This window comes from Paenibacillus sp. SAF-068 (assembly GCF_051967555.1).
Taxonomy (GTDB): Bacteria; Bacillota; Bacilli; order Paenibacillales; family Paenibacillaceae; genus Paenibacillus.
Genome location: NZ_JBQCJX010000001.1, coordinates 2,158,485 through 2,185,187 on the forward strand (window position 1 = coordinate 2,158,485; position 26,703 = coordinate 2,185,187).

The 26,703-nt window shown below is 43.8% G+C and carries 23 protein-coding genes; 19 read left to right on the top strand and 4 right to left on the bottom strand.

All coding sequences use genetic code 11. From position 1 onward, the window contains the following. Positions 1-20 precede the first annotated feature (20 nt). Entirely contained in the window at positions 21-893 is an 873-nt protein-coding gene (locus tag ACTHPG_RS09475) for a YitT family protein (RefSeq protein WP_253435530.1), read from the top strand. 66 nt (positions 894-959) lie between these two features. Here the strand turns inward: ACTHPG_RS09475 and ACTHPG_RS09480 are convergent, their stop codons facing one another. Beyond that, entirely contained in the window at positions 960-1,631 is a 672-nt protein-coding gene (locus ACTHPG_RS09480; protein ID WP_440388925.1) for a cyclase family protein, read from the bottom strand. A gap of 161 nt (positions 1,632-1,792) precedes the next feature. Between ACTHPG_RS09480 and ACTHPG_RS09485 the strand changes: the two genes are divergently transcribed. From ACTHPG_RS09485 to ACTHPG_RS09520, 8 genes are all read left to right on the top strand, one after another. Continuing rightward, positions 1,793-1,987: a hypothetical protein gene (locus ACTHPG_RS09485; RefSeq protein ID WP_440388926.1), complete on the top strand. Its 195-nt coding sequence runs from the start codon at positions 1,793-1,795 to the stop codon at positions 1,985-1,987. A 203-nt stretch (positions 1,988-2,190) separates the two neighbouring features. Further along, positions 2,191-2,367, top strand: a complete 177-nt coding sequence (locus ACTHPG_RS09490) for a hypothetical protein (RefSeq protein WP_440388928.1) — start codon at positions 2,191-2,193, stop codon at positions 2,365-2,367. 246 nt (positions 2,368-2,613) lie between these two features. After that, positions 2,614-3,309, top strand: a complete 696-nt coding sequence (locus tag ACTHPG_RS09495; protein ID WP_440388929.1) for a response regulator transcription factor — start codon at positions 2,614-2,616, stop codon at positions 3,307-3,309. 2 nt (positions 3,310-3,311) lie between these two features. After that, positions 3,312-4,586, top strand: a complete 1,275-nt coding sequence (locus tag ACTHPG_RS09500; protein ID WP_440388930.1) for a HAMP domain-containing sensor histidine kinase — start codon at positions 3,312-3,314, stop codon at positions 4,584-4,586. Positions 4,587-4,666: 80 nt separating this feature from the next. Beyond that, positions 4,667-5,356, top strand: coding sequence for an ABC transporter ATP-binding protein (locus ACTHPG_RS09505; RefSeq protein WP_440388931.1), 690 nt, complete (start codon positions 4,667-4,669; stop codon positions 5,354-5,356). Continuing rightward, positions 5,349-8,003, top strand: a complete 2,655-nt coding sequence (locus ACTHPG_RS09510; protein ID WP_440388933.1) for an ABC transporter permease — start codon at positions 5,349-5,351, stop codon at positions 8,001-8,003. The genes ACTHPG_RS09505 and ACTHPG_RS09510 overlap by 8 nt, the downstream gene beginning before the upstream one ends. Positions 8,004-8,297: 294 nt before the next feature. Next, on the top strand, positions 8,298-9,431 hold the full coding sequence (locus tag ACTHPG_RS09515) for a serine hydrolase domain-containing protein (protein WP_440388934.1): 1,134 nt from the start codon (positions 8,298-8,300) through the stop codon (positions 9,429-9,431). Between the two features lie 782 nt (positions 9,432-10,213). Beyond that, positions 10,214-11,356, top strand: coding sequence for a DUF4309 domain-containing protein (locus ACTHPG_RS09520; protein WP_440388935.1), 1,143 nt, complete (start codon positions 10,214-10,216; stop codon positions 11,354-11,356). 114 nt (positions 11,357-11,470) lie between these two features. Here the strand turns inward: ACTHPG_RS09520 and ACTHPG_RS09525 are convergent, their stop codons facing one another. Continuing rightward, positions 11,471-12,445 carry a DMT family transporter gene (locus tag ACTHPG_RS09525; RefSeq protein WP_440388936.1) on the bottom strand — a complete coding sequence of 325 codons (975 nt, stop codon included), beginning with the start codon at positions 12,443-12,445 and terminating at the stop codon, positions 11,471-11,473. Between the two features lie 269 nt (positions 12,446-12,714). Between ACTHPG_RS09525 and ACTHPG_RS09530 the strand changes: the two genes are divergently transcribed. The 9 genes from ACTHPG_RS09530 to glyA all read left to right on the top strand — a co-directional run bounded on the left by ACTHPG_RS09530 (position 12,715) and on the right by glyA (position 21,948). Then, entirely contained in the window at positions 12,715-13,704 is a 990-nt protein-coding gene (locus ACTHPG_RS09530) for a LacI family DNA-binding transcriptional regulator (protein ID WP_440388937.1), read from the top strand. Continuing rightward, positions 13,697-14,575: a ribokinase gene (rbsK, locus tag ACTHPG_RS09535; protein ID WP_440388939.1), complete on the top strand. Its 879-nt coding sequence runs from the start codon at positions 13,697-13,699 to the stop codon at positions 14,573-14,575. The genes ACTHPG_RS09530 and rbsK overlap by 8 nt, the downstream gene beginning before the upstream one ends. Beyond that, a complete protein-coding gene (rbsD, locus tag ACTHPG_RS09540) occupies positions 14,575-14,976 on the top strand; it encodes a D-ribose pyranase (RefSeq protein WP_440388940.1) in 402 nt (133 codons plus the stop codon). The genes rbsK and rbsD overlap by 1 nt, the downstream gene beginning before the upstream one ends. 14 nt (positions 14,977-14,990) lie before the next feature. Continuing rightward, the gene (locus tag ACTHPG_RS09545; protein ID WP_440388941.1) at positions 14,991-16,472 is read left to right on the top strand and encodes a sugar ABC transporter ATP-binding protein; all 1,482 of its coding nucleotides are present in this window, start codon (positions 14,991-14,993) and stop codon (positions 16,470-16,472) included. 10 nt (positions 16,473-16,482) lie between these two features. Then, positions 16,483-17,445 carry an ABC transporter permease subunit gene (locus tag ACTHPG_RS09550; protein WP_440390202.1) on the top strand — a complete coding sequence of 321 codons (963 nt, stop codon included), beginning with the start codon at positions 16,483-16,485 and terminating at the stop codon, positions 17,443-17,445. A 13-nt stretch (positions 17,446-17,458) separates the two neighbouring features. Next, complete coding sequence (gene rbsB, locus ACTHPG_RS09555; protein ID WP_440388943.1) at positions 17,459-18,391, top strand: ribose ABC transporter substrate-binding protein RbsB; 933 nt, start codon at positions 17,459-17,461, stop codon at positions 18,389-18,391. A 318-nt stretch (positions 18,392-18,709) separates the two neighbouring features. Then, positions 18,710-19,453, top strand: coding sequence for a YggS family pyridoxal phosphate-dependent enzyme (locus ACTHPG_RS09560; RefSeq protein ID WP_440388944.1), 744 nt, complete (start codon positions 18,710-18,712; stop codon positions 19,451-19,453). Positions 19,454-19,472: 19 nt separating this feature from the next. After that, complete coding sequence (locus ACTHPG_RS09565) at positions 19,473-20,678, top strand: benzoate/H(+) symporter BenE family transporter (protein WP_440388946.1); 1,206 nt, start codon at positions 19,473-19,475, stop codon at positions 20,676-20,678. A 25-nt stretch (positions 20,679-20,703) separates the two neighbouring features. Next, on the top strand, positions 20,704-21,948 hold the full coding sequence (gene glyA / locus ACTHPG_RS09570) for a serine hydroxymethyltransferase (protein ID WP_440388948.1): 1,245 nt from the start codon (positions 20,704-20,706) through the stop codon (positions 21,946-21,948). Between the two features lie 135 nt (positions 21,949-22,083). Here glyA and ACTHPG_RS09575 read toward each other — a convergent pair whose 3' ends face one another. Next, complete coding sequence (locus tag ACTHPG_RS09575; protein ID WP_440388949.1) at positions 22,084-22,704, bottom strand: NAD(P)-dependent oxidoreductase; 621 nt, start codon at positions 22,702-22,704, stop codon at positions 22,084-22,086. A gap of 44 nt (positions 22,705-22,748) precedes the next feature. Then, positions 22,749-24,179 (bottom strand): MocR-like pyridoxine biosynthesis transcription factor PdxR, encoded by a 1,431-nt coding sequence (pdxR, locus tag ACTHPG_RS09580; RefSeq protein WP_440388950.1) that lies wholly within the window; start codon positions 24,177-24,179, stop codon positions 22,749-22,751. A gap of 285 nt (positions 24,180-24,464) precedes the next feature. Here pdxR and ACTHPG_RS09585 point away from each other — a divergent pair, with 285 nt between their 5' ends. After that, positions 24,465-26,570, top strand: coding sequence for a serine hydrolase domain-containing protein (locus ACTHPG_RS09585; RefSeq protein ID WP_440388951.1), 2,106 nt, complete (start codon positions 24,465-24,467; stop codon positions 26,568-26,570). Positions 26,571-26,703: the final 133 nt, after the last annotated feature.

Genomic DNA, 26,703 nt, shown 5'->3' on the forward strand with positions numbered 1-26,703 from the left:
TTCATCAAGGGGGAAAAGGAATGCATCAAATCAGAAAACAAAAGTCAAACAAGTTAAAGATCCTCTCCAAAGTATTATTGATTATCATTGGGGGATTTATAACGGCATATGGCCTGGAAGCCATATTGATCCCGAATAATGTCTCAGATGGCGGTGTCACAGGTCTGAGTATCGTAGGATCCCAGCTGTTCGGTTTACCACTGGGGATGCTCATCGGGATTATAAACATTCCGTTTGTGTGGCTCGGGTACAAGCAAATCGGTAAAAGCTTTGCGTTATACTCGATTATCGGTATTGCTTCACTGGCCATCAGCACCAGTCTGATGCATCATGTACCAACCATCATTGAAGGGGATACCTTGCTCGTTACGGTGGTCGGCGGGATTATCATCGGTTTTGGTATGGGACTTGCATTACGTAATGGCGGGGCATTGGATGGCATAGATATGCTGGCTGTACTCCTTTCACGAAAAGTACCTTTTGGAACCAGTGATCTCATTCTGTTCCTCAACATGTTTGTCTTTATTGTCGTTTCTACCGTATTCGGTCTACAAGGAGCGATCTTGTCAGGACTTGCGTATTTTATTGCTTCCAAAGTAATACATATTGTTGAAGAGGGATTGAGCGGCTCCAAAACGTTTAAAATTATTACGAATCAACCTGAGATCATGGTTGAAACCATTCGTGACCGTCTAGGTCGTGGTGCAACGTACACGGAGGCATACGGTGGATATTCTAATGAACAGTTCAAGGAAATCACTTGTGTCATTAACCGGATGGAAGAGAGTAAAATTAAAGATATTATTCATGAGATTGACCCATCTGCCTTTGTAGTCGTATACGATGTAGCTGAAGTCAGAGGCGGCAATTTCAAAAAGAAGGATATTCACTAACCAAAACGCGCTGGCAGGAGGAATTCTTGTCAGCGCGTTTTGGTTTTTCCTTGTTTAATAAATAAATCAAGCTTCCGTAAAAACTGTACTGAAGCTACTGTCAACACCTTCAATATACAATGGCACAGCATAGACCTTGTTAATTCCAGATAAATCCTGATTTAAATTCATATCTTCTATAAGCAGGATGAACTTGCCATCAACCCGATCTTTCCCAAGCATAATCTGATGAAAAGCGATGGCTTCATCCACATGAATCACAGAGCCGGAAGAGATCATATCCATTCCAACTGCTCGCAATGAATCAAAAACCATCAGATAACTTGCAGCATCCGATGCAAACCCTGGGTTATGATCACGATAACGAACAGGGTCAGATGATCGAAACTTTCCAAAACCTGTACGTATGAGCAGTAGATCAGAGCCGGCGATCTGGTGTTCATACGGCTCCAGGTCCGCTTTGGTGATAAGTTCATCATCACCTTTGGGGATATCGAGGAGGGTTGGATGAGTAAAGATAAAGTAGTCTATTGGAATTTCGTTTATCTTTAGACCTTGTGGATTGAAATGCCAAGGCCCGTCAATATGAGTTCCATTATGGTTGAGGGATGTGATGATAAATTGGTTATACAGATCCCCTTGAGCTATGCTGGACTGTTGCTGAATCTCAACAGGAGGGTTATCTTTATAAACAGGAGTATTTACACTAAGAGGATAGGACAAGAGGATCCGCTTCATCTGTTGTTCTCTCCTTTATGTCACAGGTTCATTATCATATTTGAAGAATGTCTGGACTCATATTATGAAATGAATCGGTACTTCATGCATAAGCACAGCTCTCTTATGGAAAACTTCTGTAGTGCGATTAAATAGCATGATTTCTATGGGAGGTAAGCATAGTGACAAAACAGGACCCGCAAGAGCTTTTGAAGCAAAAACACGAGCAGGATGAGCAAAAAAGACAATTCACTAATTTTTCTCGAAACATTTCAGGTCATGGTGAGGTTGAAGCTGGCCAAGAGTTCAGTGTTGACCGTGTACCAGATGATCAAAACCGAATGAAATCGGTTGAAAACAAACGCGCCGGAGTCTAAAAAGTTACAGCTTAAGCTGATCCTTTATGGGATCAGCTTTTTGATGTTACGACGGTGCTACTGTTGTTGATGATGTACTGGTCGTTGTTTTGCTGGCTGAGTTAACCAGTTTTTCTGGAACAGGAGCAACTGGGGAAGCGTCCATACTTCTTTTAGTTGAAAAGATGATTATATTCTTCGCTGTAGTGGGAGTCATCGGTTGGTTGGTCGTTCCTAGAGTGGTGAACTGGTTATCCAGATTACGCGTTACTGAACCGGTATTGACCATCGCTTTGGTGTTTTGCTTCCCATTTGCCTATTTTGGTGAGAAGATAACGGATGATGATATTGATTTATTGGAAAAATATCTTGCAGAATGTTTCGACCAGAAAGATCGATAAGTGCAGAATAGTATCGCTAATTGCCCCTTTGGTAAACTTCAAGTTTAGCCAATAAAATTAAGGGGTGTTTGTGTGGTTAAACACGGTCAGATCCTATTAAAAAGACTGACTTCATTCTATCGGTTGAGAGAGCTGTAACTAGCGGATGATGAGTAAAGTAATCAGCAAGTTACTTTTATAATGTATACTGGATCAGAATCATGTTAGTTTACAGTTAAAAAGTACATGTTAAGTTGAGGTGCAAGAATGAACCGATTATTACTTGTAGAAGACGATGAAAACTTAGTGTTTGGCATAGAGTACACTCTTTCCAGTGAAGGCTATAGAGTTAGTCAGGCCGGAAGCCTGACAGAAGCCAGGCATGTTCTGCATAATGAAGCGATTGATCTCCTCTTGCTTGATGTTAATTTGCCGGATGGTTCAGGTTATCAGTTGTGTCGTGAGATAAGAGAAACCTCACAAGTACCCATCATATTTCTGACGGCTTTGGATGAAGAAGCCAACGTTGTTGCCGGGCTCGAGATAGGCGCTGATGACTATGTTACGAAACCTGTACGTACGAAAGAGCTGCTTTCACGAATTAAAGCCGTTCTAAGACGGAACCAACGTAGTCAGCAAGAAGTGAATATATGGTGCTCTGGTGACATTCAAGTGCGTCTGTTGGAAGGAACCGTATTCAAAAAAAATGAGGAAATTACACTAACTGCGCTTGAATATCGGCTCTTGCTTATGTTAATTACTCATCCCAAGCAGATCTGCAGAAGAGATTCGCTTCTAAGCCATCTATGGGATATGTCAGGTGAGTTTGTCGATGATAACACTCTTTCCGTTCATATACGAAGGCTTAGAGAGAAGATGGAAATCGTACCTGCAACCCCAGAGTACATTGTGACTGTTCGCGGAGTCGGCTACAAATGGAACGCAAACGTTGAGGGGAAATGACGATGATGCATGTGATACGAAATCCGGAATGGAAGTCCATTACAGTCAAAGTTATTATAGTCCAAATACTGCTGTCACTACTGATGTTCATGTATATAAACATGCAAGTCGGACGTATTAATCTGGCCATAGTGGATCAAAATGCATCTATGGTGGGGCATCTGTCATTAAAATATCCTGAAAGTGAAAATGAGATTATCCATGATGTTACTCAAGGAGCACAAACGGAAGCCATTATAGAAGGCAAGCGGATTCTCTCTCAATATGGATATACAGGGAACCTGTCCATTCATGACCAACCGGTCTTAGCTGGTACCCTGTTACCGATTAAAACTGGCACTCAGGTGCTGATCTTCGTTATTCCCATCTTGGTATTGATCACATGGGAGTATAGCAAAATGTTTTCCAAAATTAGAGCCATTTCATATGCTGCCGAGCAGGTGGTGGAGCGTCAGTTTACAGGTACCTTGCCAGAGAATATGGAAGGAGACTTTGGCCTGCTTGGTCGAAGTTTTAACGCCATGGCAGGAAGAGTAACCAATAGTCTGGAGCAACTTTATAAGGAAAAGAAGTTTTTGCGCAATCTGTTATCTGATATCTCACACCAACTCAAAACACCACTGTCATCATTGATTTTGTTTAATGAAAATTTGCTTGGTGATCATGGAATGAAAGAAGAGATGAAAACAGCATTCCTGACACGAAGCCGCAAGCAGCTTGACCGAATGGATTGGCTCATCGTTAATCTGTTGAAGATGGCACGTGTTGAGGCTGGCGGTGTACAGTTCCGTCGTGAGCGTTTTCAGGTGAGAGAGACCATAGACAATGTTGTACATGCGTTACGCACCATCATTGAATCGAAGAAACAAGATATTACAATCGCGGGTGGCGAGCAACTGGCTATCCTTGCGGATGAAGAATGGTTAAAGGAAGCTTTGATGAATATCATCAAAAATGCAATTGAATATAGTCCGAAAGAGGGCAGAATTGAGATTGTATTGGAAGAGAGCAATCTATTTCATACGATCATGGTTCGAGACCATGGCGAAGGCATTCTGCCAGAGGATATACCACATATTTTCAAACGATTCTACCGGGGTAAAAGTCGTTCCAAACCTGAAGGTATTGGTATAGGCCTATCTTTGGCCAAATCCATTATTGAAGGACAGGGTGGAATTATTACAGCTGAAAGCATACTTGGGAAAGGTTCTGAATTCAGAATCTCGTTCTTTATACGGAATGAATGGAGTGAAGAAGGGAAGCTTACGAAAACGTAAGCTTCTTCTTCACTTTGTCGTAAGGTAGACCATCTATACTCAATAGAGTAAACAGTTGATCAACAGATGGAGGTATACAGGTGGAAATTTTGAAGACCATGAATTTATGTAAAACATACGGAACCGCTGATACAAAAGTGGATGCGCTCAAAGAGGTTAATCTTTCTGTTAATCAAGGGGAATTTGTCGCTATTGTCGGTGCGAGCGGATCAGGGAAGAGCTCACTATTACATCTGCTCGGAGGCGTGGATGAGCCGACGCAAGGGCGGGTTATTATTGATAATACCGATCTGTATTCACAGAGCGAACTTGAACTCGCCCTATTTCGCAGGCGCAAAATCGGGTTCATCTTTCAATCCTATAATCTCATTCCAGTGTTAACCACGGAAGAAAATATAACGCTACCCATGCTGTTAGAGAACAAAAAAGTGGATAAAAGTTACATTGAAGAATTGTTGGACGTATTGGGACTGAGTGATCGTAGAAAACATCTTCCTTCCCAATTATCAGGCGGACAGCAACAACGAACAGCCATTGGACGGGCTCTAATCAACAAACCATCCATTATTCTGGCAGACGAACCCACGGGTAACCTGGACAGTCAACACAGTAAAGAAATCGTTGATCTACTTACCTTCTCCGTCAAAAAATATAATCAAACTCTGATTATGATCACGCATGACCTAAACATAGCTCAAAAGGCAGATCGGGTGTTGCATATTAAAGATGGCGCGCTATGGCAACAAACCGGGGTGAATTCCATTGAATAACTATACCGGTCTGACAGAGAAATATTTATTGGGGCAGAAGAAAAGATCCTTGCTTGTCATCATAGGTATTATTTTATCGGTAACTCTGATTACAGCCATAGGAACCATCGGTCTGAGTTATAGAGATAAGCTGATTCGTCAGACAACGCATGATTTTGGTGACTACCACGTTTCGTTTAATGGAGTTCCAGGTGAATTCGTCTCCAAAATCGTCAATCAGGCAACTGTAGAGAGTGCGGGAGGCGTTGATCGCATCGGGTATGCGGTTATTAGCAATACCAGCGCTAAAGAAAAACGTGAAAATCCGATTGCGGCTCCCTACCGTTACCTGAATATTAAGGGGTACGATCCTGATGCAATGAACAAGCTCCAAGTTCAGCTGGATTCAGGAAGGCTGCCTCAGAATCCGAATGAAATAATTCTTTCTGCAGAGAGTTTGAGTTACTTTAAGACCAAGCCCACACTCGGCGAGCGCATAACTTTAAATGTGGGAAGTCGTGTTATCGCCTCGACGGGAGAACTCAAGCCCATCAGCGGACTTGGCGATTTCGGATGGGATCTGGATGAGGCCTTCCGTCCACAGTTCCAGAGGCAATTCACCATTGTTGGTTTCACCAAACCTTTTAACAACAGTTCATGGTCTTCCAGATTCATTTTCCAAGCCATTACGTATGATAACCATCAAAAGATAGATCCGGATCAAACGTATTTTGTCTATCTCAAAATGAAATCGATGGATCATATGAAGGAGAAAACAGAAAATATCATTTCCTCATTACAAATGAATGAGGTGGATCAAGGATCTGCACAGGAGCTCAGTCGTGAGAATTATATCAAGAATATGCGAGTGGAGTATAACAATGAACTGCTTAAATTATATGGAAAAAGTACGTACGAAGGTGTAAATCAAAGTATAATACTCGCCTTCATTGCGGTAATCCTTATTATTATTGGCTGTACAAGTGCTGTGATCTATAACACCTTCCATATTTCAGTTTTGGAGCGGACTTCACAGTTTGGGATGCTTCGATGCATAGGTGCTACACCAGCTCAAATACGTCATATTGTGGTCAAAGAAGCTGCTCTTCTGAGCTTGATTGGTATACCCATTGGTTTATTTACTGGAACGATTTTAATGAAGCTTTTGTTCTATAATATCAGCTTGCTAACACTCGGTTTTCTGAATGATATGCAGATGGTGATATCGGTTCCGGTATTAGTTGGTGCAGGTCTTCTGGGATTGTTAACCGTATTTCTGTCTGCTATTGGTCCCGCCAGATCAGCAGCCAAGACATCCCCACTGGAGGCTATAACGAGTACGGGAGTTACGAAAGTAGAGCAAATAAACAAAATTGCCAAGTCGATGTTCATTAAGAAAATATTCGGTATTGAAGGTCAATTTGCTATTCGGAATATTAAACGAAATAAAAAGCGGTTTCGCATCACAGCTTTCTCCATGATCATTAGCATGGTTTTATTTATCGTCTTCAACAGCCTCATTGGGCTACTGTCGCTAACGACACATTCCGGAATCGATTATTCCTATTCAATACAGTACGATGGTTCCTCCCAGCGAATGGATGACTCGGTGTATAGAGATCTGGTCAAGCTGGATGCAGTAGACCAAGCTTATCCATTCTACAATCACCAGATGACAGCAATCATTCCCAAGAACAAAATCAATCCGAAGTACTACGAGCTGAGGAAGGGAATGTACCAGGTGGATGAAGGGCTAGGATATCGTACAGATAATAATTACCTTCAGTCTTACGGTGAACATACCTTGGAGACGATTAATGCCAAGCTGGTGGCAGGAACAGTGGATAAGGAAATCATGGATCGTGAGAATGGAGTCGTTCTGATTCAGAAATTAAGTATGATCACGGAGAACGGAAAACAACTTATCATCGATCAGACTCAGTTTAAAGTTGGGGATTATATTCAAATTCGTTCGAATAGTGGAAGGGGAGAAGTATATCAGAATGTAAAAGTGGTTGGCATTGCGGATCAGGGACCTTTAACGAACAAATATAACGAGAGTGCAGGTATCACTTACCTGACAACACCTAAAGTTATAATGAACTTAACTGGAGATGACACGTATTCTCGGATCTTCATACTTGCCCATCCCGACCTGTCTAATAAACCAGTTACCGATTACCTTAAGTCTTTGACTCAGAAAGACGCCGGTTTCAATTATACGGACCGGGTTGCAGAACTTGAACAAGCTCATAATGATGCTATCACAGCGAAGATCTTTTTCTACGGGTTCATTGGAATCATTGTTCTTATTGCCTTTCTCAATATCCTGAATACAGTCAGTACCAATCTCATACTACGTACCAAAGAGTTTGCTGTACTGAAAGCGATCGGTATGACACAGAGAGAAGTCAACAAAATGATTCTGCTGGAAGGCGTATTTTATGGAGTCTATGCAGCGATGTATGGAAGCATCATTGGAACAGGTTTAAGTTTCGGCGTACACTACCTCTTCCGGGGCATGCTTGATATCGAATGGTCTTTACCTTGGCTCAGTGTTGGGATTGCTGCTTCAGGTGCAGTGGTTACAGCCCTTATCGCGACAGCATGGCCGATGTATAGACTAACCAAGTCAACGATAGTGGATTCGTTAAGGAAGGAAAATTAAAAGGAGAGTCGCTAATATAGCGACTTTTTTCGTTCTATTAATGGATTGTGGATAAACAATGAAATTGATTATTTCTTTTGCAAATCGTTAACATAGGAAACAATGTCAGCGATAGAAGAGCATAAGTTGCTGATAAGAGTCAAGCAGGGAAGATCAAGAGGTTTCTGAGAGACATAAGATTGATGGTGGTCATCACAAGAGAATGGTCGTATATTAATAATATGTGGATTGTGGTACTGAACATGGGCCACATCGCAAAATAATATACGATTATACATAAAAGGACGGGAAAAAATGGACTTTAAACCGCTTTCTTCATTTATTGACCGCATTACATCTTGGCGCATTCCGTGGGCAGAGGTACTGGTGATACATCGAAATGATACCGTTTTCCATTACCGGAATGGTTACGCCAATCTGGAGGAGAAAACACCCATCAGCGATGGAGCGATCTTCAATCTATACTCCATGACAAAAATCATGACCTGTGTGGCAGGGTTGCAACTGGTGGAGAGAGGGGAGATACTGTTAAGCGACCCGTTGTCCGATTATCTGCCAGAGTATGCTGATATGACAGTTAAGAAAACGATGGCAAACGGAGAGATCCGACTGGAAAAGGCGACAAGAGCCATTACAGTCCGAGATTTGTTTACCATGACTGCCGGGTTCTCCTATGACGTGGGTAGTCCAAGCATTCAGGAAGCCGTAAAAAGAACCGATGGAGCATTGCCGACACGGGACTTCGCGAGAGCGCTTGCGAAAGAACCATTGCTGTTTGAACCAGGGACACACTGGAACTACAGCATGTGCCATGATGTGCTGGGAGCCTTGGTGGAAGTGGTAAGTGGCAGACGTTTTGGTACGTATCTGCGGGACGAAATTACTGGACCACTTGGCATGAACGACACATCGTTCAATCTAAACGATGAGCAGCAGGCACGCCTGATTCCTCAGTATGCGTACAATGATGAGCTTGAGAAGGCTGTGCGTATGGATGGAAACGGATTCCGGGTAGGTACGGAGCTGGAGAGCGGCGGTGCAGGGTTATTATCAACCGTTAGCGACTATGCAAGGTTTCTGAACGCGCTTACTGGTCGGGGCACAAGTCCAGAAGGTGTACGTATTTTGTCACAAGCTTCCGTGGAACTGATGCGAACGGATCACTTGAACGAGATGACCCGCAGTGATTATTCTTGGGATCATATGTATGGATACGGTTATGGACTGGGTGTCCGCACACATATCTCCAAAGCAGGAAGTGGCTCGCTTAGTCCCCTTGGTGAATTTGGGTGGAGCGGCGCCGCTGGTTGTATGGCCATTATTGATCCGGATTCAGAGCTTACGGTCATGTATGCGCAACACCTGCTGAACAGTCAAGAGCCTTACATTCAGCGACGCTTGCGTAATGTCGTGTACTCCTGCCTGTAAATCATATCTTATTCGTATTCTCTTGAAGAGCCGCTAACGGATGTAGCGGCTTTTTTGGGTTTAAAGCTACCGATGTTGTTCTCGGTGTTAACTAGAAACACAGCCCTTGTTGATGGAATCTATGATCTCATAACAGATCTTTGCCATTTCTACGGGGCTTGGTTGTCCACCATCCAGAATCCATCGTGAAATAATGCTATAGATAGCTCCAATCCAGAAATGAAATTTGTATACCTCCGTGATCTCCGTTTCATGTATCGCGCGCATGAGCACATACCGTTAATGATCCTGAAGTACAAACAAGCCTTTCTATTATTGGCGATGAATTTGCCAAACTGCTCTCCGACCAACAACTCCAGCCCCCAGCTATTACATCCATTACGATGGACCAAATTCCTGAATACTTAAATAAATTTAAAAATAGTGAAATTCAAGGCAAAGTCGTTGCCATGATTCAAGCCACTTGAACAGATTCTAAGACAGATTAGTAACAAACTTCTGACTGCATAGGTCGCTAATATAGCGGCCTCTTATATGATACCAGTGGTAAAACTATTAATTAGATTGTTATATATTTCTTTATGAGAAAGGGTATGTTATCATTCTTAGGAAAATAGTACTAGTAGGAGGATATGCTTATTAAACATTAACTTATAAGAATTACATAGTTTGATCAAGGTTACACGCTAGCAAGTATCTGTTCGAGTGTTAAGATTGTACACGATTTAAAATTAGAAAATAGCTGTTGTATTTTATTCTGTTACTCAAAGGAGAGTCAATAAATGATACACCCTAAGCACCAAACAAAATGGGCTTCTCTGGCCCTACTTACCTTAATTGGCTATGTTCTGAGCGTATTGCTCCTGTTACCACCCAATGCTGCTGCCAAAGGAGAACAAATCTCTGCCAAACAGCTTGCAAGTATGAGCCGACTTTCATTTACAATTCGTGATGCCAAGCAAACGGCGTATACCGTTTATATTTTCGCTTATGATGAACAGAAAAGCACGTTGACCGAAGAAAATGGTTGGACGAACAATAAAAAAGGCGACAAGAGTTATTCTGGAACGTATCGTGCGGCCTTGGTGAAAAAAGGGGCAGCATACGGAACAGTGCAAGCAGCAAAACTGGATCTGAATACGATTATTTTGCCTCAAACCTGGAACTTCGTTGTGAAAAGCAAAGGGGCTAGTACACCAGACATGCTGATGATCACCGATTGGGGAACTTCCAATTTCAATGAGGTAAAGACGTATATTGTTCGTTCCGGGGAGTTGCGCCGAGTAACATATGTCGATAATAAGGGAAAAAGAATTGACGATTCCTACTCAGCGATCAGAGATGGCGGAATTCGTACTCTTTCAGGGGCCCGAGTTCAGTTCAAAAATTACAACAACCTGCAATTCGTTTATAGCGTTAATACGTTTAAGCTGAATGTGAACAAATTGGAATTGCGGCTGGAAGATACGCGCAACCTCCGTTCAAGAGATTGGCCAAACTCGGGTGTTGGAGATAGTGCTTACCTGAAAAGCCTGAAGGAAGCTGCATTAAAGGGTGCATTGCCAGGCCGAACGGACATCAAGATTGGCATGACGCTTCAAAATGCGCAAAAAAAGCTGGGGAAACCCAATTCTCATTCAAATGAAGAATGGGGAGCGTTCTATTATTATTCTAAATTCGGCGTTGGCTTCGATTCCTACATGCACGAGCTTACCAATAAATCACGTATTGCCGTTTTTGATTTGTACAATGAGAAGCAGAATCTTTCGCCATGGAATGTAAGAATATGGATGGGCAAACCTTCCTCAGAATATTACAATGAAGTCGTGGGTGGATATGAGATGGTATACCAATTGGGTAATCACGCCATTGTATTCAATTATGAAGAAGAAGAGTCCTTGATTGATTTTACAAGTATATATTAAGGTATAAGATCGTAAGAAACGAATAGTATATCGTATGGGAATTTACACAAAAAGCCGCTGATTAGCGGCTTTTTTTCTGTCCATCAGATGGATTGTTGTCCATGAGATTGTTGTCTATTTTATTAAAGTGTCATTAGAGCTTTGCACAGAACGTACACGATTGACTAAATAAATGCCGACCGACACGAACAGCAATGCGGCCAGATTTTTCAGTTCCAGAATCGTTTCGCCTAAGAATAAAGCTGATAACAATGCACCAAACACAGGGATTAGGAAGTTGTATACAGACACTCTTCCGACCTTATTGTACTTGAGAAGCATATTCCATAGACAAAATGCAACGGATGACAGCAAGGCCAAATAGATCAAATTACTGGTGGATTCCAGAGTGAAATGAGTGACTCGTCCGCCGAGCAACAGACCTAACAGTGTAAGTACCAATCCCCCGACGAATAAGCTGACACCTGTGATGATCAGAACATCGATCGTAGCCGTGAGACGTTTAGCATAAAGGGCTGTAACTGAAAAAACAAGTGCAGCTATAATAACGAAACCTTCGCCTGTGAATGAGAAGGAGAAAGCAAGCAAATCTGTATGGAAGTTTACGATGATTACACCAACGAATCCGAGCAAACAGCCAACGATTTTATTTCTGCTTAATTTGTCATTCTTATAGATGAAATGGGCCAGAACCACACTGAAAAAGGTTGTCGTTGCATTCATTATGGAGCCTTTGACACCCGTCGTATTAGCTACGCCAACATAGAAAAACATATATTGCAAGCCAGTTTGCAACACGCCTAACATAATGAGACTTGTCCACTGAGGCTTGGACAATTGCAGCTTCTGTTTTCTGACGACGCGTGAAAGAAGCAAGAGCAGCAAGCCCGCCAAGGTAAATCGGTATCCGGCAAATACGTACTTGGACGCAATGTCTTCGGGTAAAATGTTAAATGCGATATATCCAAGTTTGATGGATGGATACGCACTTCCCCATAACAAGCAACACAGGCTTGCCACAAGCATAACAACAATGGGATCACTAAATTTACTCGGTTTTTGATTTTCAAGGGTATTTCTGTCTGTCACTTTCAATCTTCTCCTCACATTTATGCACATATGTATGTATATAAAATCCTCACTGACCATATCACATATCGCTAATAATTGTAATGATAATTAAATCCGTAATATAGCTGAGAAGACTGAATAAGACAGAAAGTAGCCAGGTTACAGATGAATTTCAATGTACTTTCATGTGTACTTGGAGAAATTTCCAGAATGAAAACGCTTGTCAAATTAAAAATAATATGATAATTTAATGTCTGTAACCGGTTACACATAGAGGAGAGCAACTTATGACAACAATTAAAGATGTAGCTCAACGAGCTGGCGTATCCGTTGCCACCGTTTCCAGAGTCATTAATGATAGAGGTTATGTTCATGCGGATACACGCAAGAAAGTGGAAGATGCTGTGAAGGCGCTTAACTTCTCGCCTAATGAAGTGGCACGTTCATTATATAAGCGCAAGTCCAAACTTATTGGCCTGTTGTTGCCGGATATTGCGAACCCTTACTTCCCGCAGTTGGCTCGCGGTGTAGAGGACGGGATGCAGGAACAGGATTACAGACTGTTATTTGGAAATAGTGATGAGGATGAACAGAAGGAGCAGGATTACATTCAGACGTTTATCCAGAACAATGTGGTCGGTGTGATCTCTTCAACGAACTATCCTCATTCATCAATATATGAAAAACTGAAAATTCCGGTTGTGTTTCTGGATAGAACATCACTGGATCGTCCATCCGTGTATGCGGACGGCAGAGAAGGTGGAAGACTAGCTGCAAGAGAGATTATCCAACGCGGCAGTCGCCAGATCACTGTTATGCAGGGACCGTCACAGATCAGACCCGCACAGGATCGTTTTGAAGGAGCTATTGAAGTCATCCGTGATGCTGGGTTAGACTACCAGGTAATCCAGACCACCTCATTTTCAATAAATGAGGCAGGCGTATGGGCTGAGGAATTATTCAGGAAGTATGCCGACACAGATGGGGTCATTGCCAGCAATGACATCGCAGCCATGGCGGTGTTGCATGAGGCAGCACGAATCGGAAGAAAAGTTCCTGAAGATGTACAAGTGATTGGTTTCGATGATATTCCGATGAGCAGCCTGTTGTCGCCGGCATTGTCCACCATCCACCAGCCAGCATACGAGATGGGAAGAGAAGCGGCGGGATTACTTATACAGCTTGTGGAACAAGCTGCAATAGAGAACAAAAACATACAGTTACCCGTTAGTTTCATTGAACGGGACACTACGAGAAAGGTGAGATCAGATGGCTAAAATATGTGTAATAGGAAGCAGTTCAATGGATCTGGTTGTTACTTCGTCAAGACGGCCGGGGGCGGGGGAAACCGTTCTTGGCGATAGCTTCAAAACGGTCCCTGGTGGTAAGGGAGCCAATCAGGCTGTCGCTGCTGCCAGACTGGGTGCCGAGGTTGCGATGATCGGCCGGGTAGGCGACGATGCTTTTGGGAAAGATATTTTAGAGAATTTCAGAGCAAATGCTGTAAATACGCAAAATGTGAAACCGGTTACACATTTAGAAAGTGGAACGGCTCATATCATCCTGGCGGAAGGTGATAATAGTATCGTAGTGGTTGAAGCGGCGAATCGTGAAGTTACGCCTGTATATGTTGATGATGCGGCTGATGTGATCCGTGATGCAGATATCGTACTCATTCAGCAAGAAATTCCGGAGGAAACCGTTGTACATGTAAGCGCATTGTGTGCAGAATTCGGAACACCATTATTGCTTAATCCAGCTCCAGCGAGAAAATTGCCGCAAGAAGTTATTGATAACGCCGCATATATCACACCGAATGAGCATGAAGCCGAGATTTTGTTTCAGGGTATGAATCCGGCGCAGGCATTGCGCCAATATCCGAACAAACTGTTCATCACGGAGGGTAGTAAAGGGGTTCGATATTTTGATGGCATAGAGGAAGTTCTAGTTCCAACTTATAAAGTGGAGGCTGTCGATACTACCGGTGCAGGGGATACGTTCAACGCCGCATTTGCAGTTGCTTTGGCTGAAGGTAAACCTTTACAAGAGAGTATACGCTTCGCCAATCGGGCTGCTTCGTTGTCCGTCACCAAGTTCGGAGCGCAGGGCGGCATGCCGACGCGTGATGAAGTAGAGGAGAGCTTGTAATGAAAAGAACTGGCATGTTGAATAGTCACATCTCCAAAATTCTATCTGACCTGGGCCATACGGACATGATTGCGATTGCGGATGCAGGTCTACCGGTACCTGACGGGGTAGTCAAAATCGATCTGGCCCTCAAACTGGGAACACCAAGTTTTCGCGAAGTGGTCGAGGCAATTGCAGAAGATATGGTCATTGAGAAAGTTATTGTGGCGAATGAAATTTGCGAAGGCAATCCCGTAGCTATGCAATTCATTACAGAGAGATTCGGGGAAGAAGCCATCGATGCTTCCGTCAGCCACGAACAATTCAAAGCGTTAACCCGACAGGTGAAGGCAGTCATCCGCACAGGTGAAGCGACACCGTATGCCAATTGCATTTTACAATCGGGAGTCCATTTCGGTTAAAAGGAGGTTGCGTAATGCACATTCAGATGCAAAACATTCATAAAGCGTTTGGAACGAATCAGGTGCTGAGCGGAGTGGATTTTGAACTAAAAGATGGTGAGGTTCATGCCCTGATGGGGGAGAATGGAGCCGGCAAATCCACACTGATGAACATTCTGATTGGTCTTCATCAGCGTGATCAGGGAACCATCAGTATCGACGGAGCAGAAACCTATTTTGGAAGCGCGAAGGAAGCAGAGAAATTGGGGATCACCTTTATCCATCAGGAGCTGAACGTATGGCCTGAAATGACAGTGCTGGATAATCTCTTCATTGGCAAGGAACTGACATCATCCTTTGGATTGCTTAATACAAGACAGATGAAAGCGCTTGCCAAAGGGCAGTTCGCTAAGCTTTCCGTAGACATTCCATTGGAACGTCCTGCCGGAGAGTGCTCTGTCGGACAGCAACAGATGATCGAGATTGCCAAAGCGCTAATGACAGATGCCAAAGTCATCATTATGGACGAACCTACAGCTGCCCTCACGGAGCGCGAGATCCAGAAACTGTTTGGTGTAATCAGCTCACTGAAGAAGGAAGGCGTATCCATCGTGTATATTTCTCACCGCATGGAGGAGATATTCACGATCTGTGACCGCATTACCATCATGCGTGACGGAAGAACGGTAGACACACAAGCCATTCTGCAGACAAGCTTCGATGAAGTGGTTCGGAAAATGGTAGGTCGTGAACTTACCGAGCGTTATCCTGTCCGGAATCCTTCTTATGGTGAAGTTGTTCTGGAAGTAAGGAATGCAAGCAGCAAAGGGTTGTTCGAGAATATTAACTTCACCGTGAGAGCGGGAGAAATCCTTGGTTTCTCAGGACTTATGGGTTCTGGACGAACAGAGATTATGAGAACCATCTTTGGTTTGGATACACTGGATACGGGTGAAATTTTCATCCGCGGCAAAAAAGCAAACATTCGCAAACCGGCAGATGCAGTGAAACACGGAATCGGTTTTATTACAGAAGACCGCAAGGATGAGGGGCTGGTATTAGACTTTTCTATTCGCGAAAATATGGCCTTGACGAATCTGTTCAGTTTTTCAAGCAAAGGGTTCATTTCAACTTCGAAAGAGCAAGACTTCGTCGATACATTGATCAAACGACTACAGATCAAAACGCAATCCTCCGAGACGGCAGCAAGGAATCTATCCGGGGGTAACCAGCAGAAGGTGGTTATCGCGAAATGGGTTGGTATTGGTCCAAGCGTACTTATACTGGATGAACCCACACGCGGAGTAGATGTCGGAGCGAAGCGCGAAATCTATGAATTGATGAATGAACTGACAGACCGCGGTGTTGCAATCATCATGGTATCGTCGGAGCTACCTGAAGTGCTGGGCATGAGCGACCGGATCGCGGTTGTGCATGAAGGACACATCAGTGGTGAGGTTGCAAGGGAAGTAGCAACGCAAGAACACATTATGACATTGGCCACAGGGGGACAGTGATATGACAACAATGCAGGAAAACAAAACGGCTAAAAGCGGCTTCCGTTTCTCGAATATGATACAAAAATTGGGACCGCTGCTCGGCTTAATCATTCTTATTCTGATCGTATCGGTGTTGAATCCAAGTTTCTTGGAACCGCTTAATATATTGAATTTATTGCGTCAAGTTTCCATTAATGCGCTGATTGCTTTTGGTATGACGTTTGTTATCCTGACGGGTGGAATTGATTTGTCGGTCGGCTCAATCCTGGCTTTATCCAGTGCTTTTGTAGCAAATATGATGTTGTCCGGTCTCGATCCGATCTTGTCCATCATTATCGGTGTAGCACTAGGCGGTGTCATGGGTATGGTGAATGGACTGATGATTACCAAAGGCAGAATGGCTCCATTTATCGCTACATTGGCAACGATGACGATATTCAGAGGACTTACCTTGGTGTACACGAATGGTAATCCAATTACAGGGCTCGGGGATAACCTGTTGTTCCAACTGTTCGGCCGTGGTTATCTGCTGGGCATTCCGGTACCTGCAATCACGATGCTGATTACCTTCATGATTCTATGGATTGTTTTGCATAAAACAGCTTTTGGTCGCAAAACGTACGCGATCGGCGGTAATGAGAAAGCTTCCATTATCTCGGGTATCAAAGTCAATCGCGTGAAAATTATGATCTACTCCCTGACAGGTATGCTCGCTGCTCTGGCAGGTGCAATTCTGACATCACGCTTGAATTCAGCGCAACCAACAGCAGGTACATCCTATGAGCTTGATGCAATCGCAGCGGTGGTACTGGGTGGAACAAGCCTTGCTGGAGGACGCGGTCGCATCGTGGGTACACTGATCGGTGTTCTGATTATCGGGGTGTTGAATAATGGATTGAACTTGCTTGAAGTTAACTCATTTTACCAAATGGTTGTGAAAGGTATCGTCATTGCCATTGCCGTCCTGCTGGACCGCAAGAAAACAGCATAAGGAGAGAATAGATATGAAAAAGTGGACGTTAACACTCGTAAGTATGCTGATGATCATCGTTCTGGCGGGGTGCTCTCTGGAGCCACCGGAATGGGCCAAACCTGATCCTTCCAAAAGTAACGGACAGAAGAAAATAGGTTTGTCGATATCTACACTAAACAATCCTTTCTTTGTATCATTAAAAGATGGAGTTGTGGCTGAAGCCAAAAAACAGGGAGTACAGGTCATTGTGGTTGATGCACAAAATGATTCAGCCAAACAAACCAATGATGTGGATGATCTCATTCAGCAAGGAGTCAGTGCACTTCTGATTAACCCTGCTGACTCTGCAGCGATCTCTACAGCGGTTCAGTCCGCCAATAGTGTGGGCATTCCCGTGATCACGCTGGATCGCTCCGCAGATAAAGGGGAAGTGGCAGCACTGGTGGCATCGGATAACGTTAAGGGCGGACGCATGGCAGCGGAATACTTCGTGGAACAACTCGGTGAAGGAGCCAAAGTCATTGAACTTGAGGGTGTGCCTGGCGCTTCTGCAACAAGAGAACGGGGTAAAGGCTTCCACGAAGTGGCTGACCAGAAACTTGATGTAGTGTCCAAACAATCTGCTGATTTCGATCGGTCCAAAGGATTGAATGTCATGGAGAACTTGCTGCAAGGTAATCCGGACGTGCAAGCGGTATTTGCCCATAATGATGAGATGGCACTTGGTGCGATTGAAGCGATTCAAAGCTCGGGTAAAGACATTCCGGTCATCGGATTCGACGGCAATGATGATGCAATCAAATCCATTAAAGATGGAAAATTGACGGCAACCGTCGCTCAGCAGCCTGTACTAATTGGTCAACTGGCGCTTCAAGCTGCTCTGGATGTGCTCAGTGGCAAGCAGGTGGAGCCATCGATCCCGGCTGAATTGAAGCTGGTAACGAAGGAAAACGTGAACGAGTAAATCATCATATCCCATTTCTCCGTTTGGGAGATGAACATAGAACTAAACCAAGCCGCTAATCTAGCGGCTTTTTTACATTTTGAAAGTGTTGGCTAACCCATCAAACAGAATTTTGGCTTTTAAAAGCCTACAAAAGGTGCCCCAATTGAAGTGTAGTCTTTTTCATTGTTTTGGATTGCTCCAAAAGAGTATTTTTGGATATGTATAACCAATCCAGTGATTGATATACTAGCATGACGTTCAACACAGTCACAGTACATAAGGAGGAGCTCATCTCAATTATCCATTCCTGTGCGGAATAGAAAGAAGGCGCATGACATGAAACATCTAGTTGAAGAAAATCTCCAATCGGTAAGAAAGCAAATAGCATTGGCCTGTCAGGCTTCGGGGCGTGACATAACGGACATTACATTGTTGCTCGCCACCAAAACGGTACCGCTAGAGAAATTACAAATGGCTATTCAAGCAGGTGAGGTCCTGTTCGGAGAGAACAAAGCCCAAGAACTTCGGGACAAATTTCCACTGATGGAACAAAACAAACAGGTAGAATGGCATTTTATCGGCCATCTGCAAACAAACAAAGTAAAGGACGTTGTTAAATATGTTACCCTCATTCATTCCGTGGATCGTCTGAAACTGGGTCAGGCGTTACATAACCAGCTTCTTAAAGAGAATAAGACTCTAGACATTCTAGTGCAAATTAACACGTCCTACGAGGAAAGTAAGTTTGGTGCTTCTCCAGAAACAGCTGTCGAGCTTGTAGAACAGTTAACTCAATTCGAAACGTTGAACGTAAAAGGCTTAATGACCATCGGAAAACTGAATGCAACGAATGAAGAAACACGGCATTGCTTTCGTTTGTTAAACCGTATTCGCACTCAAATTAAAGAGAAAAACATTCCGCGTGCAGAAATGGATATTTTATCGATGGGCATGTCCGGTGACTTTCAGGTCGCCATTGAAGAAGGAGCTACAATGATACGTGTAGGAACAAGTGTATTTGGTCCACGGTATTTACCAGACGAATATTACTGGAATGAAAACACACGCATCGATGATTAAGTGAGAGGTCGTGTTAAATATGAAGACAGCAGCCCCTTCGTTACGTGGTCGCGATCTGATATCACCGGTGATCGCCGCTTTAATATCCGTAATTGTAAATTACGGGGGTACATTTATTCTTGTGTTTCAAGCTGCAAAAGTGGCTGGTTTAAGCCCGGAGATGACGGCTTCCTGGATTTGGTCCATCTCGATTGGGGTCGGAGTAACGGGGATCTGGCTCAGTTATCGATACAAGGAACCGATTATTACAGCCTGGTCTACGCCGGGTGTGGCATTTCTTGTTTCAGCATTAGCGGTAACCCCTTATCCAGACGCTATTGGCGCTTACATGATTTCAGCAGTTGGATTTATTATTTTGGGTATGTCAGGCATGTTTGAACGTTTTGTTCGACTTATTCCCCCGGGTATCGCCTCCGGATTGTTGGCAGGTATTTTGCTACAGTTTGGAGTATCGGCATTTGGAGGGGCAAAGCTTGATCCTTTGCTTGTAACTGTGCTGTTTGCAGCTTACATCGTGCTAAAAAGGTTTACTTCCCGCTACGCCATTGTTGGCATATTGGCCATTGGTTTGATTTATTTGATATGTATGGGAAAAACAGACTTCAGTACGATCCAATTGGCGGTCGCTTCGCCTGTATTTGTTTTCCCCGCGTTTTCGTTAAATGCTTTACTTGGCGTTGCGCTGCCACTGTTCATTATTACCCTGACAGGGCAATATATGCCCGGAATGCTTGTTCTGCGTAATGATGGATTCAAGACAAGTGCCAATCCTATTTTGACCGTAACAGGTTTGGGATCGCTTCTGGCAGCCCCATTTGGATCACATGCTTTTAATGTGGCAGCTATTACAGCAGCGATTTGTACAGGAAAAGATGCACATGAGGATTCAACGAAACGATATATTGCAGGTATTGCTTGTGGAATATTTTATATTTTTGTCGGCATTTTTGGCGTAACGTTGGCTACCCTGTTTTTGATTCTTCCTGCTACCTTTATTGCAACATTAGCCGGACTGGCGTTACTTGGGACAATTGGCGGTAGTCTCGCGAATGCATTAACGGACCCTAAAGGACGTGAAACCGCATTGATCACATTTCTGGCGACCGCAGCCAATGTGACCTTGCTCGGTGTCGGTGGTGCATTTTGGGGACTCGTTGCAGGAATGATGGCCCATCTAGTAATGAATAGTAGAATTTCAAAAAAACAATTTGGATCGAATAGATAACTTCAATATGGAGAGGAAGATGTTCATGAAGCATTTGGAGAAGCAAGATCAAGTCATAGGAAATGCTATTCAGCAAGAGCTTGGAAGGCAGAAGGATACGATTGAACTGATTGCATCAGAGAATTTTGTAAGTCCAGCTGTGATGGAAGCAACGGGTTCCGTATTGACCAATAAATATGCGGAGGGGTATCCGGGAAGAAGATATTATGGCGGATGTGGACATGTCGATACAGTCGAAGAGATAGCGAATGACCGCCTTAAAGCACTTTTTGGAGCCGAACATGCGAATGTCCAGCCTCACTCTGGTTCTCAGGCCAACATGGCTGTATATTTCTCCTCGGTTGGGATTGGTGACACGATCCTTGGCATGAATCTATCCCAGGGGGGTCATCTAACACACGGGAGTCGTGTTAATTTTTCGGGGAGATTTTATAATTTTGTTTCATATGGTGTGGATGCACAAACAGGCCGCATTGACTTTGACGAAGTACGCAAACTGGCTTATACGTATCGTCCACGCATGATCGTTGCAGGTGGAAGTGCGTACCCTCGGACCATCGAGTTTGAATTATTCGCCCAAATTGCCGCCGAAGTGGGAGCCCTTTTCTTTGTAGATATGGCACATATAGCCGGAATAGTCGCAGCAGGTTTTCATCCTAATCCGGTACCGCATGCTCATTTTGTCTCAACCACCACGCACAAGACTTTGCGAGGACCACGAGGGGGAGCCATTTTGTGCCGGGAGTCCTGGGCCCAGGCGATTGACAAAGCTGTATTCCCAGGAACCCAGGGCGGGCCATTCATGCATGTCATAGCAGGAAAAGCGGTGGCCTTAGGTGAGGCATTGCAATCCGATTTCACAACATATATTGAACGTGTTCTGAATAATGCCAACGTACTGGCAGAAACTTTAATGGATGAAGGACTCAACCTTGTATCGGGTGGGACAGATAATCATATTGTGTTGGTTGATTTACGTACTATGGGCCTTACAGGCAAAGAAGCCGAAGCTTTACTTGATGAAGTAGGGATTACGGCGAATAAAAATGCAATCCCTCACGATACGGCTAGTCCTTTGGTTACGAGTGGTATCCGTTTTGGAACACCGGCTATGACCTCAAGAGGTCTTGGAGTCGCGGAAATGAAAGACATTGCTCATCTTATCGGGCTTGCCTTTAAGAATCCAACGAACTCGGATGTCAAAAAACAGATATTGGAAAATGTCCGAAAAATCACTTCACAATTCCCTTTATATGAAGGGCTTGAATAGTCTGAGAGCAGACACATATGTTGCCTGCAATTGATCCTGAAGGATTACAATTGCAGGCTTTTAGTTTTGCTCGCTTAGATTGAAAACTTAATTTTGAACAGAAGAGATATACTTTAAGTAAATTTAACACATTCCCTAGTAGGCTATTCCTACACGTGACTGTACATACTCATCAGACATTAATTGCTGATAAGCAAACTCTGCCGTATCGATTACAGATATTGAAGTTCCACCGACAGGCAAGTAGTCGCGCTCAACCCGATACTTACCAAGAGATTCTCCGTCAAATAAGTAGGTAGGGCACACAATGGTCCATTCCAGCTCTGAGGCCTTGAGAATATTGTACATCTCCAGATGCTCTTCAGCAGCGCGCGTTGACTTACGTTTGGATTCGGAGGATTGAAAACGAAACAAGCCAGGATTAGTTCGACTTTCCAGTATTCCTGCTGTACCAACGGTAATGATTCTTCTGATATGCTCCTGAGCCATAGCCTCAACAATCAATCTCGTGGATTGTGATAATGTAGTCGTTCCATCTGTACCCAAGGCACTAACAACGAGATCAGCACCCTGAATGGCGTGATGAATATCTGCTTTGGCTAGAGCGTTTCCTTGAAGCAGAACGAAATGGTCATCGCTGATATGTACCTTTTCCGGGCTTCTTAACAGTGCAGTTACATGATGATTGGAACGTAGGGCACTAGCGACGAAATGACTTCCAACCCGTCCGGTGGCTCCTAACACTAAAATTTTCATCACAAAAACATCCTTTCAAATCCGATTGGAGAGCATGTTCTCCATCATAATACAATCTTTGCAAGTCGATGTATGCCTTCCTCAATCTGATCCTCATTCACTTTCGCAAAACCTAATATCCATCCTTTTCGATGACTCTCCAGGCAATATCTACTAAGCGGATACACGCGCACACCTTGATCAAGGGCAGCATTCGTCAACGCTTCTTCGTCAAATGACGTTTCAGATTCCAGAAGCATATGTAATCCCGTCTCCACACCACTTAATGTAAATCGTGAGCCTAGCCCAGAAGCAACAATGGCTTTTGTCAAGACTTCGTGTCTGCGTCGGTATATGTTCCGAACTCTTCTCATATGGCGCATAAAGTGACCACGCTCAATAAAATAAGTTAATGTTAATTGTTCCATAATCGGCAGATGACGATAGGTTAATTCCTGAACTTGGGTAAGACGATCGATGGCTATTCTGGGGCCGATGATGGCGGATAGCCTAATGCCAGGTGCAACCATTTTGGAAAAACTCATCATATAGAGCGTATTCTGAGGTTGCTGACTGAATATAGTCGGAAGTGGATCCCCACGGTACCTAAATTCGCTATCGTAGTCATCCTCAACTATCCAATATCGATGATGAGCAGCCATGTGCATTAATTGTTGCCTGCGAGGTTCTGACATAATAACACCTGCTGCGCATTGATGAGAAGGTGTGACATAAACGAGTTTCGTCTGTGGGTGAATACGATCTACACATAATCCATACTCATCGACTGGAACGGGTTCGACTTGCATCCGGCGGTATTTCATCGCCATCCAAGCGGCAGGGAAGCCGGGATCTTCTACGGAAACTCTGTCTCCCTCAGTTAAGAGTGACTGGGCAATTAAATCAATGCTATGTTGTGCACCTGAAGTTAACAAGATTTGATCCACTTCGATATGAATGCCTCGTTCAAGTGACAAATAACGCTGAATCTGCTCTCTTAACGCCAGTAACCCTCTGGCATCGCCGTAAGCCCAAAGATCCAGATTGGTTTCAGTGGAAGCTTGTAAAAAAGATTGCCTCCAGGCTTTTGTGAAACTTTCATCCAAATAAGGCTCGTGGGGATTAAAATCAATCTCGATCTTGCGACGGTCTCTATTGCCGAACCAACGATGCAGATGACCAATTGATTCGGTTAGTGCAGGCAGTTCGGGAGGAATCGGCCCTTGCATCGTGACATCGTCTGATGAGCGAGGTGTGTATGCCCAATCGCTAACCCTTGTCCCGGCCCGACGTGAAGTGACCGTATACCCCCGGCTGAATAATTCCTCGTACACAATCTGTATGGTTGACCGTGAAACACCAATTAATTGGGCGAGTTCACGTGAGGGGAGCAATAATTCGCCTGGTTGCCATTTCCCGGTTGTAATATTATGAATCGCTTGATCCAGAAGTTGCTGCCAGATCGGGCGAGGGTCATCTCGATTCACTTTTAGCATTAATTCAACTCCATTACTCATGCTGAATTATGGATTGCATGTACATATGTAAGTATGCATGTTATTGGCACTCCACTGATTGATATATTATCATGGCAAAAGTTCAATCTGCAAACCATATAAAGTTAACTAAAGCCTTTATTCCCGTGTGTCGAACCTGTTTCGGTCGCTATTGCCTGGTTCATACTCGATTCACATTCAAGCCACAGACAGTTCATCTTCTTCGGTTACACTACGGGGGTACTTCCACAGAGGAATCCTAATTCATAGACCAGACAGGAGAAGATGAGATTGATACGAAAGAAACGAACAACGATTGCAGCCATAACCCTGGTGTTTGCGATGATGTCCCCATTGTCGGCAATGGCCACTCCCGCTACGAGTAACGGGAGTAATCCTACGTATGATGTGACTAAAAAGGCAGCAATCGAAAAGGCTAAGGTACTTACTGAATCATACGCTACAACAAGTGTGCAGTTCGCACTGATGGATGAAGGTAAGATTGTGATCTCCGGTCAGGCAGGCAAAAATGACCTGAAAAACAACATTCCGCTATCTTCAGATACAATGTATGGCATTGGTTCAACCAGCAAAATGATGTTAGCAACCGCTGTAATGAAGCTAGTGGACCAAGGCAAGATCGATCTCGATGAGCCTGTCGTAAAGTATATCTCGGACTTTAAAATGAAAGACAAGCGTTACCAACAAATCACACCACGCATGTTACTGAATCATTCATCCGGACTTCTTGGAACGTCGAGCAATAGTGCAATATTGTTTGGGGATAATGATACCTACGCACATGATACGTTACTTGAGCAATTGGCAACACAACATCTGAAGGCGGACCCTGGCGTATACTCGGTGTATAGTAATGATGGGTTTACATTGGCTGAGATTTTGGTTGAGCGGGTCAGCGGGATGAGCTTCACCTCATTCATGCATCGGTACATAACCGAACCGTTGGGTATGGAGAATACCAAAACACCGCAGGATACTGTGGATCTTAGCCAGATGGCAGCAACATATTCTCCTTCGAATGATGAGCGACTTCCATTAGAGACTACCAACATGATTGGATCGGGAGGCATTTATTCCACCGCTGAAGATCTGGTTCAATTCTCCAAAATCTTTACAGGTGAGGTTGAAACTGTACTTTCACAGGAAGCTGTGGAGGCTATGGAGCAAGAAGAATACAAGAGAGGCATCTGGCCGGAGGAAGGTGATTCGTCCATTGGTTATGGCCTGGGGTGGGACAGCGTGAACCTGTTTCCTTTTAATGATTACGGCATCCAGGCAGTAAGCAAAGGTGGCAATACGATAACCTATCACTCCTCATTGATTGTGCTTCCTGAATATAATATGGCTGCTGCCGTTACTTCTTCGGGCGGTCACAGCTCAACGGACCAATTGCTGGCAACTGAACTGTTGCTTGGCGCGCTTGAGGAGAAAAATATTATTCCAGAGCGGAAGCCGGAGAAGTCACATGGTACACCAGTGAAAGCAACCATGCCGAAGGAACTTTCACAGCAAACAGGTATGTATGGCGGTGGTGCAAACATGTTGTTGAACTTGGCCGTGGAGGATGATGGACAATTAACAATATCTAATCTGTCATCTCCCAACAGCCCTGATCAGACCTATACGTACACCGCTGATGGCTCATTTGTTAATGATGCGGGTACGGAAAAGTTGAAATTCGTTCACGAAGTCAATGGAAACACATACTTGTGGTCTCGCACGTATCAGTCTGTTCCTGGACTTGGTCAAGTTGCTTCCTCGGAATATAAGGCAGAAAAGCTTGATACCAATGAATTGTCCGAAGAAGTAAAGACCGCATGGCAGAAGCGAGAAGGCAAAGCATATGTGTTAGTCAATGAAAAATACACATCAACACTGTACAACACAGCGATTCCAATGATTCCCATTCATACGTTTAATGAGCTTCCAGGTTATATCTATACCAATAAAATCATTGGAGCTAACCAGGCCGTAAACCAATTGCAAATTCCTGGATTAGCGGGGCGTGACACGATGGAGTTCAATTTCCATGAGGAAAATGGCGTGGAATATGTTACAGCTGGAGGCAACGTATATGCCGCTCAAGAAATTATAAAACCAATCTATGCGGGAAGGCAATCGAAGACAACGATTCAAGCGAATGGCCATGCCACATGGTTTTCAATTCCGGCATCAGTCGCAGGCAAAGAAATGTCGGTCAAGATGTCTTCAAACAGCGCATTTACTGTATATAACCAAGCGGGCATAGGCATTAATCATACAGTGGTCAGTGGACAAAATGAAATTGTATTGCCTGAGAACGGAACCATTGTATTCGCGGGTGATGCTGGTTCGACGTTCGATATTGTATTGACAACCAGAGAAAATTAATAGATGATAAAAAAACTGTACAACAAAAAGTCGCGGAAATCGCGGCTTTTTTGAGTTTTAAATTTTAAATAATATGTTTTAAAGTAAATGTACCTTTTTCAGATTCGCGATGTAATATTGGGTTTCGTAAAGC

Excerpts from the sequence above, each read along its gene's own strand:
- ACTHPG_RS09475 (WP_253435530.1), top strand. The coding sequence starts at position 21 with ATGCATCAAATCAGAAAACAAAAGTCAAACAAGTTAAAGATCCTCTCC.
- ACTHPG_RS09480 (WP_440388925.1), bottom strand. The coding sequence starts at position 1,631 with ATGAAGCGGATCCTCTTGTCCTATCCTCTTAGTGTAAATACTCCTGTT.
- ACTHPG_RS09495 (WP_440388929.1), top strand. The coding sequence starts at position 2,614 with ATGAACCGATTATTACTTGTAGAAGACGATGAAAACTTAGTGTTTGGC.
- ACTHPG_RS09500 (WP_440388930.1), top strand. The coding sequence starts at position 3,312 with ATGATGCATGTGATACGAAATCCGGAATGGAAGTCCATTACAGTCAAA.
- ACTHPG_RS09515 (WP_440388934.1), top strand. The coding sequence starts at position 8,298 with ATGGACTTTAAACCGCTTTCTTCATTTATTGACCGCATTACATCTTGG.
- ACTHPG_RS09520 (WP_440388935.1), top strand. The coding sequence starts at position 10,214 with ATGATACACCCTAAGCACCAAACAAAATGGGCTTCTCTGGCCCTACTT.
- ACTHPG_RS09530 (WP_440388937.1), top strand. The coding sequence starts at position 12,715 with ATGACAACAATTAAAGATGTAGCTCAACGAGCTGGCGTATCCGTTGCC.
- rbsK (WP_440388939.1), top strand. The coding sequence starts at position 13,697 with ATGGCTAAAATATGTGTAATAGGAAGCAGTTCAATGGATCTGGTTGTT.
- rbsD (WP_440388940.1), top strand. The coding sequence starts at position 14,575 with ATGAAAAGAACTGGCATGTTGAATAGTCACATCTCCAAAATTCTATCT.
- ACTHPG_RS09545 (WP_440388941.1), top strand. The coding sequence starts at position 14,991 with ATGCACATTCAGATGCAAAACATTCATAAAGCGTTTGGAACGAATCAG.
- ACTHPG_RS09550 (WP_440390202.1), top strand. The coding sequence starts at position 16,483 with ATGCAGGAAAACAAAACGGCTAAAAGCGGCTTCCGTTTCTCGAATATG.
- rbsB (WP_440388943.1), top strand. The coding sequence starts at position 17,459 with ATGAAAAAGTGGACGTTAACACTCGTAAGTATGCTGATGATCATCGTT.
- ACTHPG_RS09560 (WP_440388944.1), top strand. The coding sequence starts at position 18,710 with ATGAAACATCTAGTTGAAGAAAATCTCCAATCGGTAAGAAAGCAAATA.
- ACTHPG_RS09565 (WP_440388946.1), top strand. The coding sequence starts at position 19,473 with ATGAAGACAGCAGCCCCTTCGTTACGTGGTCGCGATCTGATATCACCG.
- glyA (WP_440388948.1), top strand. The coding sequence starts at position 20,704 with ATGAAGCATTTGGAGAAGCAAGATCAAGTCATAGGAAATGCTATTCAG.
- ACTHPG_RS09575 (WP_440388949.1), bottom strand. The coding sequence starts at position 22,704 with ATGAAAATTTTAGTGTTAGGAGCCACCGGACGGGTTGGAAGTCATTTC.
- pdxR (WP_440388950.1), bottom strand. The coding sequence starts at position 24,179 with ATGCTAAAAGTGAATCGAGATGACCCTCGCCCGATCTGGCAGCAACTT.
- ACTHPG_RS09585 (WP_440388951.1), top strand. The coding sequence starts at position 24,465 with ATGAGATTGATACGAAAGAAACGAACAACGATTGCAGCCATAACCCTG.